This window comes from Thiohalocapsa sp., assembly GCF_022340605.1.
Classification (GTDB): Bacteria; Pseudomonadota; Gammaproteobacteria; order Chromatiales; family Chromatiaceae; genus Thiohalocapsa.
The window spans coordinates 13,232-26,917 of record NZ_JAJDNQ010000084.1; the positions used below are offsets into that span (position 1 = coordinate 13,232).

Annotated in this window: 13 protein-coding genes; 3 read left to right on the forward strand and 10 right to left on the reverse strand. The window is 70.1% G+C overall.

All coding sequences use genetic code 11. The features are described 5' to 3' along the window. Positions 1–212 precede the first annotated feature (212 nt). From mutM to LJE69_RS11545, 5 genes are read right to left on the reverse strand one after another with little or no spacing between them, the layout of a single operon-like run. On the reverse strand, positions 213–1,028 hold the full coding sequence (gene mutM, locus LJE69_RS11525; protein WP_296925083.1) for a bifunctional DNA-formamidopyrimidine glycosylase/DNA-(apurinic or apyrimidinic site) lyase: 816 nt from the start codon (positions 1,026–1,028) through the stop codon (positions 213–215). Between the two features lie 48 nt (positions 1,029–1,076). Continuing rightward, positions 1,077–2,291, reverse strand: coding sequence for a hypothetical protein (locus LJE69_RS11530; RefSeq protein ID WP_296925086.1), 1,215 nt, complete (start codon positions 2,289–2,291; stop codon positions 1,077–1,079). Continuing rightward, positions 2,291–3,901 carry a GldG family protein gene (locus LJE69_RS11535; RefSeq protein ID WP_296925088.1) on the reverse strand — a complete coding sequence of 537 codons (1,611 nt, stop codon included), beginning with the start codon at positions 3,899–3,901 and terminating at the stop codon, positions 2,291–2,293. Before LJE69_RS11535 ends, LJE69_RS11530 begins: the two co-directional genes overlap by 1 nt. Then, positions 3,898–4,635 (reverse strand): ABC transporter permease subunit, encoded by a 738-nt coding sequence (locus tag LJE69_RS11540; protein ID WP_296925089.1) that lies wholly within the window; start codon positions 4,633–4,635, stop codon positions 3,898–3,900. Before LJE69_RS11540 ends, LJE69_RS11535 begins: the two co-directional genes overlap by 4 nt. Next, positions 4,632–5,612, reverse strand: coding sequence for an ABC transporter ATP-binding protein (locus tag LJE69_RS11545; RefSeq protein WP_296925092.1), 981 nt, complete (start codon positions 5,610–5,612; stop codon positions 4,632–4,634). Before LJE69_RS11545 ends, LJE69_RS11540 begins: the two co-directional genes overlap by 4 nt. Before the next feature lie 416 nt (positions 5,613–6,028). Between LJE69_RS11545 and LJE69_RS11550 the strand changes: the two genes are divergently transcribed. After that, positions 6,029–6,472 carry a DcrB-related protein gene (locus tag LJE69_RS11550; RefSeq protein WP_296925095.1) on the forward strand — a complete coding sequence of 148 codons (444 nt, stop codon included), beginning with the start codon at positions 6,029–6,031 and terminating at the stop codon, positions 6,470–6,472. 177 nt (positions 6,473–6,649) lie between these two features. Here the strand turns inward: LJE69_RS11550 and LJE69_RS11555 are convergent, their stop codons facing one another. Next, positions 6,650–7,651 (reverse strand): methyltransferase domain-containing protein, encoded by a 1,002-nt coding sequence (locus LJE69_RS11555; RefSeq protein ID WP_296925098.1) that lies wholly within the window; start codon positions 7,649–7,651, stop codon positions 6,650–6,652. 99 nt (positions 7,652–7,750) lie between these two features. Further along, complete coding sequence (locus tag LJE69_RS11560) at positions 7,751–8,041, reverse strand: PAAR domain-containing protein (RefSeq protein WP_367114666.1); 291 nt, start codon at positions 8,039–8,041, stop codon at positions 7,751–7,753. A gap of 260 nt (positions 8,042–8,301) precedes the next feature. On the opposite strand from LJE69_RS11560, the gene LJE69_RS11565 reads away from it, so the two are divergent. Both LJE69_RS11565 and LJE69_RS11570 read left to right on the forward strand, forming a co-directional pair. Next, positions 8,302–10,320: a hydantoinase/oxoprolinase family protein gene (locus LJE69_RS11565; protein WP_296925103.1), complete on the forward strand. Its 2,019-nt coding sequence runs from the start codon at positions 8,302–8,304 to the stop codon at positions 10,318–10,320. Positions 10,321–10,441: 121 nt separating this feature from the next. Then, entirely contained in the window at positions 10,442–11,635 is a 1,194-nt protein-coding gene (locus LJE69_RS11570; RefSeq protein WP_296925106.1) for a fatty acid desaturase, read from the forward strand. Positions 11,636–12,185: 550 nt separating this feature from the next. Here LJE69_RS11570 and rpmG read toward each other — a convergent pair. The 3 genes from rpmG to radC form a co-directional block, all read right to left on the reverse strand. Continuing rightward, the gene (gene rpmG, locus LJE69_RS11575) at positions 12,186–12,353 is read right to left on the reverse strand and encodes a 50S ribosomal protein L33 (RefSeq protein ID WP_058555420.1); all 168 of its coding nucleotides are present in this window, start codon (positions 12,351–12,353) and stop codon (positions 12,186–12,188) included. Between the two features lie 63 nt (positions 12,354–12,416). Then, a complete protein-coding gene (gene rpmB / locus LJE69_RS11580) occupies positions 12,417–12,653 on the reverse strand; it encodes a 50S ribosomal protein L28 (protein WP_296925109.1) in 237 nt (78 codons plus the stop codon). A gap of 229 nt (positions 12,654–12,882) precedes the next feature. Continuing rightward, positions 12,883–13,557, reverse strand: coding sequence for a DNA repair protein RadC (gene radC / locus LJE69_RS11585; RefSeq protein ID WP_296925111.1), 675 nt, complete (start codon positions 13,555–13,557; stop codon positions 12,883–12,885). Positions 13,558–13,686 lie beyond the last annotated feature (129 nt).

The following is a 13,686-nucleotide window of genomic DNA, read 5'->3' on the forward strand; positions in this document are numbered from 1 at the left end:
CGCGCGGTAGGCGTCGCCGTACGCGCAAGGTCCGCAAGGTATTGGCTCGGGAACAGGGGGGACGCTCGCCGCGTCCGAAGGGGAAGCACCGCGCCCGAGGCTGGGTACATGGGGTCGGCTCTTGCGCTCAAGCATCCGGAAATGAGCCACACTGGCGCCTGTGGCGGACAAGTGACGTGCTGTCTTCGGTGTTCCGCGAGCACCGATTGGCATTAGCGCTGACACCGCGGGCAATAGAAGCTGGAGCGCTGGCCGATGCGCTGCTGGCGGATTGGCGTGCCGCAGGTGGGGCAGGGTAGGCCGGTGCGGCCGTAGACCCGGAGCGCGCGGGCGAAGTAGCCGGGGTTGCCGTCTTCCTGCACGAAGTCCCGCAGGCTGGTGCCGCCCTCGGCGATGGCGGCGGTGAGGACGGTCTTGATGGCGGCGGCGAGGCGCTGGTAGCGCGGCAGTGCGATGCGCCCGGCGGGGCGGTGCGGGTGTATGCCGGCGCGGTGCAGGGCCTCGCTGGCGTAGATGTTGCCGACGCCGACGACGACGTGGCTGTCCATGATGAAGGTCTTCACCGGGGCGCGACGGCCGCGGCTCAGGCGGTGCAGGTAGGCGCCGTCGAAGGCTGGTGACAGGGGCTCGGGTCCGAGGGAGGCGAGCAGTGGATGGGCCTCGACCGGCGGCTCGGCCCAGTGCAGGCTGCCGAAGCGCCGCGGGTCCCGGAGCCGGAGGCAGCGGCCGTTGTCCAGCACGAGGTCGATGTGGTCGTGCGGTCCCGGCGGCGTGTCCGCGGGCAGCACCCGCAGGCTGCCGGACATGCCGAGGTGCAGGATCAGCGAGCCGTGCTCCAGTTCCAGGAGCAGGTACTTGGCGCGCCGGGCGAGTGCCGTGATGCGCTGGCCCGCCACCACGGCGTCGACGCTCTCCGGTACCGGCCAGCGCAGCCGCCGCTCGCGGGCGACGAGCCGCAGGATGCGCCTGTTGGCGAGGTGCGGCGCGATGCCGCGCAGGGCGGTCTCGACCTCGGGCAGCTCGGGCATGTCAGCGTGCCACCCGGCGGCGAGGCGCGGCGTGTGGTTGGCGCGGGCTCACGGGTGGAGCTTCTCGGTGCGCAGTGGGATTTCCGGCTCGCCGTTGGCGGGCAGCGTCGGCGGCATGTCCTGTGCCGGTGCGAAGGGGTCGCTACCGTCCCGTGGCAGCGCGGACCGATCCGGTGGCCGTGCCGGGGCGAGGTCGCGGAGGTTGGGGATTGCGGCCGTGGGGCGTTGCTCGACGGGCTCGGTGCCGGGCGCGGGTGGGGCGACGCGCTCAATTGGGAGCGGGTGAGTTGCCGGATTCGGCGGCGCGCTCGGTGACCCGGGCGGGCTCGGCATGGCGCGGACTGCATCCACGGCCGGCGCGGGTGCCGGGCGCTGAGCAGGCGTGTTCCGTGCGGGTATGCTGATCTGCCGCGGCGGGGACGCCGTTCCCACGCGCTGATCGGGCGGGGTCTGCGCGGGCTTTGTGGTTCCGCGCCTGCCCGGCGCTGGCCAGTCTCGCACGGCATCCAGCGGCGGTGCGGCGAACAGCCAGCTCAGCTCCGCGTCGAGCCGGGTCCAGCGGGTGCCGCCGTCGCTGACCAGAAAGTCGAGGCCGTCGCCGCCGTCCTCGGAGCCGACGTGCAGCAGCCGCCCGGCGAGGGCGTCATCGAGCGCCGTCTTGGGTGTCTCCACCCGAACTGCCTCGACATCGGCCAGCGGCGCCAGCGCGCCGGCCGTCAGCGGCGTGCCGTCCAGGTCACCGAGCCCGGGGCTGAAGCCCGCCGGCAGCAGGCGGCGGCTCACCAGCTCGATGGTGGGCGTCATGAGTCGCGGCAGGAAGCGGTCGTCGATCAGGTGCACCATGTCGCCCACCTGCACGTAGCGCTGGGCGGCCACCGGCTCGGTGCCGCCGAAGCGCAGCTCCAGCCCGTTCAGCAGGATGCGTACCGGGGCCGGCTCCAGGCCCAGCTCGGCGAGGTCGAGCCCCGCCGCCGGCAGGGTGCGCCAGACCTGCGCCTGCGCCACCGGCAGCAGCTTCGCGACCGCGTCGTCGCTGGCCGCCACCGCGAAGGGCGCGAGCATCTGCCAGCGGTCGTCCTCGCGCCGCAGTCGCACCGCGGGCTCGCCGGCGCGGTATAGCTCGATGTCCATGACCTCGTCCGGCGCCAGCGCCGTGAGCCGGGTCCGGCGCAGCTCTTCGCGCTTGTCGAGCTGTGCGGCGAGGATCAGCAGGGCCAGTACGGCGAGCAGCGCCAGATTGACGAGCCAGCGGTGCGCGAGCATCAGGCAAGCCCCCGCCGCCAGCGCACGAGCAGCCCTGCGCCAAGCAACAGCAGCGGCAGCGCCACCACGGCGCCCGCGGAGATGGCCCAGGTACGGGCGGTGGACAGGGTGAAGTTGTCCCGGTCGTCGGCCGCGGGCGGCGGCGTGATCAGGTCCTCCAGTCCGGTGAGCCAGCGCGCCATGCGCAGCGCCAGGCTGCGGTTCGCGGCGGTGGCGAGATAGGCGTTGCTGGCGAAGTCGCCGTCGCCCACCACGATGACGCGCTGCTCGGGTGCCGGCCGCGGGGCGGCGTTGTCGGGCTCATCATCATCATCGGATGTGCTGGCCGCGGCGGGCGCGTCGGCGCCTGCCCGTGGCTGCGGCCGGGTCAGGACCATGGCCAGCGGTAGCGGACCGGACTCCTCGCCCGCGGGCGGGTTGCGCGTGATCTCGCCGCGGATGGGGCCGGTCTCGTTCCAGCTCTGCGGGCCGCTGGTGAGGGTCGTGTCCAGCAGCCAGCCGGGGGCGGCGGTGACCTGGAAGGCGAGGCTGCCGGGCAGCACCGCCGGTCGCTTCAGGTCGCGGCCGAGGGCGTGCGCGGGCCAGTCGTCGATGACGGCGAAGGTAGGGTCGTCGAAGCCGAGCTCGGCCGCCTTCGCATCCACCACCACGCCCGGCAGCGGGCGGACGCCGAGGTAGGTGGCCAGCGGTTTCAGGCCCATCAGGTCGCCCGTGGCGTCGCTGCGCTCGGCAGCGGAGCCAGAGCCCGGGTCCATCAGCCAAAGCAGGTTGCCGCCGGCCTCCAGGTAGTGCACCAGCGCCTCCGCCTCGCCGGGGAACAGGGCGATGGATGGCGTCGAGATCACCAGCAGGTCGGTATTGGCCGGCACGCTGCCGGCGCTGGCTAGGTCCAGCGGCTGCAGCCGGAAGCCGCGCTGGCGCAGCAGCTGGGCGAAGCGGCCGATGTCCGGCGCCGCGGCGCCGGCGCTCGCGCGCTCGCCATGGCCCTCCAGCACCGCGACCCAGGGCGCCCGGGGCAGGGCGAGGCGGGCGATGGCGCTGGAGAGGGTGCCCTCGCTCAGCGCCGTCAGGCTCTCGCGGCGGCCGTGGAATTCCAAGAGCACCTGCCCGAGCAGGTGCACGTCCGCATCCCGGGCGCGCTCCGGCGCGCGCTGCGGGTCCACCCAGTGGATCTCCAGGTCCGGACGCTGTCTGTGGTATCGGGCGAGCAACTGCTCGACGGCGCGCCCGACGGGGTGCTCGCGCGGCGCGAAGACGGTGATGGATAGCGGCGGGCCATCGGCGGGCAGGCGCTCCAGCACGGCGATGCTTTCGGGCGTCAGGCTGTTGCGGGCGGTACTGGTCCAGTCGAAGTAGTCGTCGTGCCGCGCCGCGAGCCAGCCGGCCGTCAGCACGATGGCCAACAGCAGCAGCGCGAACACGCCGTCAGCGGCGGTGCGGTGCAGGCGCCGCCAGGGCAGGGCGCGGGGATGTGGGCGCGCGCCTGACCCGGAGCCCGGGGGTGGCTCGGGCGTCGGCGCTTGCGCCGTGGGCGCCGGGTCCGGCGTATCCGCCGGCTCGCCCGTGGCGATCGAGTCCAGCCCCTCCGCCGTGAGGTGGGGCGTGCTCATCCGAGCCGCAGGTTGTCGAGCCGGCGCAGGGCCAGCGCCAGAAATGCCGCAGTCATCAACCCGAAATAGGCGAGGTCGCTGATGCGCACGACGCCGGTCAGGAACCAGAACAGGTGCTGGTTCCATGCGAGCCAGTCGAGCACGCCGAGCTGCGGTGCGCCGAGCAACTCGGTGCGGTTCACCACCGACAGCAGCACCAGCAGCCCGTAGCCTGCCACCGCGGCGGCGATGGGCTGGCTGACGAGGCTCGCGGCGAACAGGCCGACGGCGGCGAAGAGCAGCCCGGTGAGCCAGAGCCCCAGGGTGGCGGCCGCGAGCAGCCCCGGGTCTACCGGTGCCGCCCCCAGCAGCATGAGCCCGAGCCCCGCCGGCAGCAGGCATACCGGCAGCAGCAGCAGCGCCAGCCCCAGGAACTTGCCCAGCAGGATCTCCGCCGGTGACACCGGCGCGCTCGCCAGGAGCGCCCAGGTTCCATCGCGGAGCTCCCCACCCAGGGCGCGGGCGGCCAGCAGCGGCACGGTCAGCAGCAGCAGCACCGCCGCGGCGCCGAACAGGTTGTGGGACAGTTCCAGATTGAGCCCGGCAGTGCGCAGCGCGGGCTCCGGGCCGGTGAATTCATCCAGCACCTTGAGCAGCACATAGCCGAGGATGCCCTGAGTCGCGGCCAGCAGCACCCAGCCCACCGGCGTGCGGAAGGCGCCCAGCCAGTCGCGCAGGGCGATGGTGCCGATCATGCCGCCGCCTGGGTGCCGATTGCGCGGAAGAAGAGCCGCTCGACATCGGTTTGCTCTGGTGCCAGCTCCAGGAGCCCCCAGCCGGCGGCGACGACGGCCGCCGCCAACTGCTCGGCGCCCGCGCCGTCGTTGAGTCTGACGCTGTAGAGTCCGGCCTCGGCGGCATCGGTTGCCGGCGTGATCGCCGCCACCAGTGCGAGCCGGCGCAACGCCGCCGGCTGAGGTGGTCGGGCCAGGCGCAGCCGCAGCGCACGCGCCGCGTCCAGTGGCCCGTCGTGCAGCATGCGGCCCTCGTGCAGCACGATGACGCGCCGGCAGCTCGCCTGCACCTCCGCCAGGGCGTGGCTGGAGACGATGACGGTGCAGCGCTCGCCGAGCTCGGCGATCAGGGCGCGCATCTCGCGGATCTGCACGGGGTCCAGGCCGTCGGTGGGCTCGTCCAGGATCACCAGCTCCGGCTCGTGGATCAGCGCCGCCGCGATACCGGCGCGCTGCCGGTAACCCTTGGACAGCTTGCCGAGCAGGCGCTGGCGCACCGCGGTGAGGTCGCAGAGCCGCATGCTGCGCGCCACCGCGCGCGAGATGGCGCCGGGCGGGATGCGGCGCAGCCGCGCGCAGTGTCGCAGGAACTCCTCGACACGCATCTCGGGATACAGCGGCGGTTGCTCGGGCAGGTAGCCCAAGCGGCGCTTGGCGCGGAGCGGCGCCAGCGCCATGTCCGCACCGCCGATGACGACGCGGCCCGCGCTCGGCGCCAGCAGGCCCGCCAGGATGCGCAGACACGTGCTCTTGCCGGCGCCGTTCGGGCCGAGCAGCCCCAGCACCTCGCCGGCGGACAGTGTGAAGTCGAGCCCACACAGTGCCTGCTGGCGGCCGTAGTGCCGCGTCAGGCCGCGAACCTCGAGCAATGCTTCCATGGGGCACGACGATAGCGCGGGCTCGCACCGCTGCCAACTGCCGTGCGTGAGCTTGGGCATCGCCGTGATTTCCGGCCGTTTTCACGACTCCGTCCAGAGCCATGGTGCCGTGGGAGCGGCGTCCCCGCCGCGATTGGACGCCCGTCGCGCCGAGGACGGCGCTCCCACGGTGGTAGGCGAGCTCGTGATCGACGCCTGATGTCCATCGGGCGGCGGTCTGTGCGCCTGTAGCGATCGCCTTGACCTGCCAGAGTTCAGTTGGTACTAAGTACTGGCGCTGAAACAGCGTGAGCACGGTAGGGCGGATAAGCGAAGAGACTGTGAACGTATTCGGTGTAGGTCGGGTTAGCGATAGCGTAACCCGACCTACGCTCTCCTCGTTTTTGGATTTGCGAGCAATACGTTCACGGTCTCGAAGCGCATCCGCCATTTTGGCTGATAGGTTTGCCGGTGCGGCGGCAAGAGGCTTGCGATCGATGCCACAATTCCAAGGTTCGGGCTTCATCCTGACGCTCCCCGAGCAATGCTACGATGCCTCGGCATATGCCTTTGTCTTGCCTGAATGCAACGGCTTCGCGCCCAATCTGGTGATCCGATTCGAGGACGTCACGGCGGGCACGGACATCACGCAGTACGCGGACAAGGCACTGGCGTCTTTGAGCGGGCAGTTCGAAGCATTCGAGCTGGTCAATAAGCTGGCGGGCAAGCGAGGCGAATGGGAAGGCGTGATCGCCACAATGGAGTGGGGCAGCGGCGCCGCCCGCATGGCGCAGAAGCAATTCTATATCCTGGCGGGCGGCAGAAAGACCAGGGTCTATGTGCTCACCACGACGGACCTGCTGGCGAACGCCAAGCTGTCCGACCCGGTCTTCGATCAGGTGCTGCGCAGTTTTGCGCCCAACCAGATCCAGTTCATCTGAGGTCGGCGCATTCGCGACCGACTCATGGGGACCTCGAAAAATGCCTTCCATGGCATTTTTCGAGACGCGAAGCGAAAACGCGGTTCCCGCTTCGCTTCATTTCTCAAGCGCTTAAGCGCTTGAGAAATGGCAGGGCATCCTGCCCCGCGCGGGCACCTCGAATTATTCGAGGTGCCCTTATCTTGACTCGCCGGTCTCCACTGCTTCGGCCACAACGATATGCGTGTCGTAGACCGTGATGCTGCGATCATGGATACGCGTATGCCATGGGAAGTGCGGAATCTCGTGGCGCAGGATCAATCCGGCAACCGAGTGCGGATGTGCGCCGGGTGTCAGCAGGGCTCTCAACAGCGGTTCCGCCGCTCCCTGGTAGATACTCCGTTGCGAGTGACCGCCGATCCAGCCCTCGATGGGGGTTGCGGCGGGGGACCAATCGTAAGGCGTGGCCAGCACGGCGCTGCCGCCCGGGTGCAGCACGTCGGCGATCGCGCTCAGGAGTCCGTGCGGCGAGCTCACCGAGTCGAGCAACTGCAGCCCGACGCTCAGTCCAAAGGTGTCGGACCGAAAGGGCGGCGACATGCCGCTGCAAGCCCAGAAATCCACCTGTTCCATGGCGGGGAAGTCCACCTGGAATTCTCTGCGGTCATGGACGATGCCGATTCTGCGGCGCGGATAGCGCAGCTTCCGCTCGCTCAGAACCCGTTGCGCCAACCGCAGCATGGCGAAGTTGGTGTCGACCCCGAGCACCAGTTGCGACGAGGCTTGCGCCAGTTCGAAGGTGCTTCGGCCGACGGCGCAGCCTATATCCAGGATGGGCCGATCGATGCGCCGTTCCACCCGTGCCAGGCCCGCGTGCAGACAGCGGCCGACACCATTGGGCCGGGCTCGCGCGTCGGTGGCTTCAGCCGGATCGAGGTCGCCGTAGTTGTCCCAGGCATAGGCGCTCAGATGCTGGCGGGTGATGTCGAAGGCGCTGTTGGGTCCGAGGCAATCGCCGAGGATGGATTCCGTCTCGGCGGACAGATCCGAGCGCGCCGTGAGGTGCACGATGTTGTCCGCGATGTAGCCGCGGGGATCCGGAAACAGTAGTGGAATCCCGTCGATGATGGGGTATTCGAGCTGGCACGCTGCATTGGAGCAGTGCAGGGTGCCCTCGATCACGCTGTCGTGCGAGCGCACGGCAATCGTCGCGAGCGTCAGCGGGTGTTCCCCGGCCGCGTGGAGCCGGCAGCTCGGGCAAACGGGCTCGATCGATTCAAAATGGGCCAGCTTCAAGTCTTACCCGCCAATCAGCACCGTCGGGCAGCAGGGAGGAAGGATGTTGCCCGTGGGACTGGGAATCGGTGCGACGCAACTGGGGTGGGAGGTCATGTCGCCGAGCCGGGCAGCGGGGAGGCTGCCAACCAGCACGGTTGCGGAACCTTTGGCGATGATGCCAGGCCCCGCGGGCACGCAGGACGCCAGCACGCAGGGCACGGTCGTATCCGTCACCCGTGCGGCCGGCATGGAGCCGATCAACACCGTCGGCTGGCCGGTGATGATGGCGAGCGGCATCGCGGGGTGGGGCACGGGCGTTGGTGACGGTGCCGGCGGATGGATCGGGGCGTGGCAATGCGGTGCGGTCTGAAGGACCATATCCCCGATTCTGGCAGCGGGTTGACCCATAGTGCTCGCCTCCCGATTTCAAGCCCGAGGGTTGCCGCCCGCGGCTGCCCTCCGGCCGGAGACTAGATGCCGCCAGGATACCCGTCAAGGCGCGTGGCGGGACGCCGCGCGTGCGGTATAACCAGGTCTCTCCGGCAGCTCACGGCAAAGCTCGGCATCTCGTCATGGCATTCCTCGGCATCGACACCGGCGGTACGTTCACGGACTTTGTGCTCTGGCAGGATGGCGTGATCCGTGTGCACAAGGTGCCGTCCACGCCTGCGGCGCCGGAGCAGGCGATCCTGCAAGGCGTGCGCGAGCTGGGGCTGGAGCCGGTTGGGCTACGCATCGTGCACGGCTCGACGGTGGCTACCAACGCGGTGCTGGAGGGCAAGGGGGCGCGCACCGCCTTCGTCACCAACCGCGGCTTCGGGGATCTGCTCAGCATCGGCCGGCAGGCGCGGCGTGCCCTGTACGACCTGCAGCCGCTGCCGGCAACGTTGCCAATACCGCCCGAGCTTTGCCTGGAGACGGGCGGCCGGCTCGGCGCGGAGGGGAGCCTGCTGGAGCCCCTGACGGACGCCGACCTGGCGCAGCTCCGTGCCGACGTCGAGCGACTCGGCGCCGAGGCAGCGGCAGTCAGCCTGCTGTTCTCCTACCTCGACGACGCCGCCGAGCGCGCCGTTGCCCGGGCGCTGCCGCCCGGCGTCTTCGTCTCCCTGTCCTCGGCCGTGCTGCCGTTGATGGGCGAGTACGAGCGCGGCATCGCCACCTGGCTCAACGCCCGTGTCGGGCCGGTGGTGGGCGGCTACCTGGGCCGGCTCCGTGCCGGGCTGCCGGGTGCGCGGGTGGCGGTGATGCAGTCCAGCGGCGAGACGGTGGCGGCCGAGCTGGCCGGCGACGCCGCGGTGCGGCTGCTGCTGTCCGGCCCGGCCGGCGGCCTCGCCGGTGCCGGGTATGTGGCGCGGGCGGCCGGCATCGAGCGGCTGCTCACCTTCGACATGGGTGGCACGTCCACCGACGTGGCGCTGGTGGAGGGCGCGCCGCGGCTGACCCTGGAAGGGCGCATCGCCGGCCTGCCAGTGGCCGTGCCCATGGTGGACATGCACACCATCGGCGCCGGCGGTGGCTCCATCGCCCGGGTGGACGCCGGCGGCGTGCTGCAGGTGGGGCCCGAGTCGGCCGGCGCGGCGCCGGGGCCGGTCTGCTACGGCCGCGGCGGGCACGAGCCCACGGTGACGGACGCGAACCTGGTGCTCGGGCGGCTGCGGGCGCACGCTTTCCTCGGCGGGCGGATGCGGCTGGACCTGCCCGCGGCAAGCGCCGCGCTGGCACGGCTGGGGAGTAGGCTGGGGCTAGCGGCCGGCGATGCCGCCGGCGAGTCGGACACGGACCTGGCCGAGCGGGCCGCCCGCGGCGTCATCGACATCGTCAACGAGCATATGGCGCAGGCGCTGCGGGTGATCTCGGTGCAGCGCGGCATCGATCCAACCGGCGCCTGGCTGTGTTGCTTCGGCGGTGCCGGTGGCCTGCACGTCTGTGCGCTCGCGGAGGCGCTGGGCATGTCCCGGGCCTTGGTGCCGGAGCGGGCCGGCGTGCTCTCCGCGCTCGGGATGCTGGTGGCGGCGCCGGGGCGGCTCCTGACCCGCGCCTGGCTCGGCCCGCTCGCCGCGCGCGGCGATGCCGAGGTGGACGCGGCGCTGACCGCGCTGGCGGCGGAAGGTGGCACCGCGTTGGCGGCGGAGGGCATCGACGTTGCGGACCTGGCCCGCGCCGATAGCCTGGATCTGCGCTACCGTGGCCAGAGCTACACGCTCAACGTGCCCTGGAACGGCGCTGCCGCCACGGCCGACGCCTTCCGCGCCCTGCACATCGCCCGCTACGGGCACGGGCTGGACCTGCCGGTGGAACTGGTGAACCTGCGGGTGCGGCTGACGCTGCCGGCACGGGCGCCGGTGCTGCCGGTCCTGGAGGATGCTGCCGCGGACGCCGCCACCGTGTCCGCGCCGGAACGGGTGCACATCCCCGGTTGTGCCGAGCGGGTGCCGGTGCTCCGGCGCGGGGCCCTTTCGGTGGGCGCGGAGCTGGCGGGGCCCGCGGTGATTCTCGACGACGTGTCGACCACCTGGCTCGCGCCCGGTTGGCGGGCGCGGCGGGAGCGCTGGGGCAACCTGTTGCTGCGCCGGGCTGTAGCCGGCGGCTGATGCGCGCGGCGGGGCGGCGCTGGTGCCGCCAGCGGTGCTTGGCTATAGTGCTCGCTCGTTCCGCACCTCCCATAACAACCAGAAGCGGAATCCCCAACCACCGCCTCCGAGGTTTTGCTCAATGACTTACCAGGGCTTGCTGGGCCTGGGACCGTGGCAGGTCGTCTTGGCCACACTGGCGATGACGCACCTGACCATCGTTTCCGTCACCCTTTATCTCCATCGCGCGCAGGCGCATCGGGCGCTGCGCCTGCATCCGGCCGTGGCGCACCTGTTTCGGCTCTGGCTGTGGCTCACGACCGGCATGGTCACGCGCCAGTGGGTTGCCGTGCACCGCAAGCATCATGCCCACTGCGAGACCGCGCGCGATCCGCACAGCCCCCAGGTGCTCGGCATCGGTGCGGTGCTCTGGCGCGGTGCCGAGCTGTACGCGGCCGCGGCCAAGAACGCCGACGATGTGTACCGTTATGGTCATGGCGCGCCCGACGACTGGCTGGAGCGCAACCTCTACAGCCGCTTCAGCTGGCACGGCCTCGGCGTGATGCTGGTGCTGGATCTGCTGCTGTTTGGCGTCTACGGGCTCACGGTGTGGGCGGTGCAGATGTTGTGGATTCCGCTTTGGGCCGCGGGCGTCATCAATGGCATTGGCCACTACTGGGGGTATCGGAACTTCGAGACGCCGGACGCCTCCACCAACATCGTGCCCTGGGGCGTCCTGATCGGCGGCGAAGAGCTGCATAACAACCACCACGCCTTCCCGTCGTCGGCCAGGCTGTCCATGCGGCGCTGGGAATTCGATCTCGGCTGGGCCTACATCCGGCTCTTGGGCTGGCTGGGTCTTGCCAAGGTCAAGCGCATCGCGCCGGCACCGCGGTTCATCGAGGGCAAGCGCACCGTGGACATCGACACCCTAACCGCGCTGCTGGTGGGCCGCATGCACGTGATCCGGCGCTTCAGCCTGGACGTGCTGAAGCCGGTGACTCGCGAGGCGCTGTGCACCAACGGGCACCGCTGCCGCATGTCGGCACGGCGCGCGGCGCGGATGCTGGCGCGCACCTGGAATCAGCTCGACGAGACGGGGCGTCGCAACCTGGAGAACCTGCTGGCGCAGAGCCGCGAGCTGCAAGTGGTCTATCAGTTCCGCGAGCAGCTGCGCCAGATCTGGGAGCGCAATGCGCCGTCGCAGGAGGTCCTGCTGCGGCAGCTTCAGGACTGGTGTCGCCAGGCCGAGGCCACCGGCATCCAGGCGCTGGAGGGCTTCTCGCGACAACTGCGAGGCATGGCGCTGACGGGTTCGCCGGCGGTCGCGCGCTGAGCGCCACGTCCTGTTCCGCGCCGGCTGCACCCGCGGCCGGCGGGCTGGTCCCTCACTGCGCAAGTCTTCAACAACGTGCCGAGGTAGTCTCGTTATCGTGATCGAATATCGGCGCGACAACGACAACGAACGGATTCTTCGGCGTCGATCGTAATCCCGCTCGCCCGAGGCCGTGAAAATACTGCTTGCAACGCCGAAATCGAGCGCGTGGTAGATCGGGTTAGCGATAGCGTAACCGGACAATCAACGACTTAACCGCGCCCTTACTGACTCCCATCGTTGGGTTAAGCTGCGCTAACCCAACCTACATCAAATACTTTCACGGTCTCGCCCACGTGGGAGCGCCGTCGTCGGCGCGAGGGACGCCCGATCGCGGCGAAGACGCCGCTCCCACCAAAGGAGGGCTCGGGGCCGAATTGTGATCCAGGCCGATTCTGCGATCATGGCGCGCCCGGTTCCGGCTCTGCCGGGTTAGGCAGCGAAGGTCCGCACAGCAAAAAGCCCGCGAAAGCGGGCTTTTTTGGGGCGCGGTCGCGGCGGGCGCGATCGGTTACTTGATCTTGCCCTCCTTGTACATCACGTGCTTGCGGGCCACCGGGTCGAACTTCTTGATTTCCATCTTGCCCGGCTGGTTACGCTTGTTCTTGGTGGTGGTGTAGAAGTGGCCGGTACCCGCGCTCGAGTTGAGGCGGATCTTCTCGCGTGCTGCCTTTGCCATGTGGCTTCAACCTCTTGAGCGCTGACTGGTTAAGGGACGTGGTTGCTGGCGAAGCGCGGCGGCTCAGACCTTCTCGCCGCGGGCGCGCAGATCGCCGAGCACTGCATCGATGCCCAGCTTGTCGATGATGCGCAGGCCCTTGGTGGACAGGCGCAGGCGCACCCAGCGCTGCTCGCTCTCCACCCAAAACCGATGATAGTGCAGGTTCGGCAGAAAGCGCCGACGCGTCTTGTTGTGTGCGTGGGAGACGTTGTTTCCGGTCACCGGGCGCTTGCCGGTCACCTGGCAGACTTTGGACATGGCCCGAGGCTCCTGTGTCTGGCCCGCGTCGGAGCGCTGTCTTCGCGCCTGTTCGAAGCTCGTGCGACAGTCGTTTGAGCTCGTGGGCGCGCGCGACGGTCTTCCGACCTGAGCGGTGCAAAATAAAGCACGCCAGAATAGCCGCATCGCGTCGTGCGGTCAAGGGTTTGCATGCCTCGCACGCGACTCCCGCGGCAGGCATTGGGCGCAAGCGGGCCGCCGCTTGCTCTCAGAGCAGCCCGCGCTCGGCGAACGAGGTCCCGCCGCCCTCGCCGATGACGATGTGGTCGAGCACACGCACGTCCACCAGCGCGAGCGCGTCGCGCAGGCGCTCGGTGATGTTCAGGTCCGCCTGACTCGGCTCGGCGACACCGGACGGGTGATTGTGGGCGAATATCACGGCGGCGGCGTTCCAGTGCATCGCCTCGCGCACCACCTCGCGCGGATGGACGCTGGCGCCGTCGATGGTGCCGCGGAACAGCTCCTTGTACTTGATGACCCGGTGACGGTTGTCCAGGAACAGGCAGGCGAAGACCTCGTGCGGGTATCTGCGCAGCCGGTTCTTGAGATAGTTGCGCGTCGCCTCGGGGCTGGTGAGCACGTCGCGTCCGGCGATTTCGGCGTGCAGGTAGCGCTGGCTCAGCTCCAGCACCGCCTGGAGCTGGACGTACTTCGCGGTGCCGAGCCCCTTGGCGCGGCAGAATTCCGCCTGGCTGGCCGACAACAGCCCCACCAGGCTGCCGAAGTCGGCCAGGAGATCGCGGGCGAGATCGACGGCACTGCGGCCCCTGACGCCCGTGCGCAGGAAGATCGCCAGCAACTCCGCGTCGCTCAGCGCGTCGGGGCCGCGCAGCAGCAGGCGCTCGCGCGGGCGGTCGTCCTCCGGCCAATCGGTGATGGGCATCGTCTCTGTCCCCGGGTGTTGTGCTGTCGATCCTGAGCTTACGCGAGCGTACACGGCATACCAAGTGCCCACCCGCCACTGGCCGCGTGGTGTCGCCCGCACGGGCTGCGACCGGCGCACGGAGGGGCC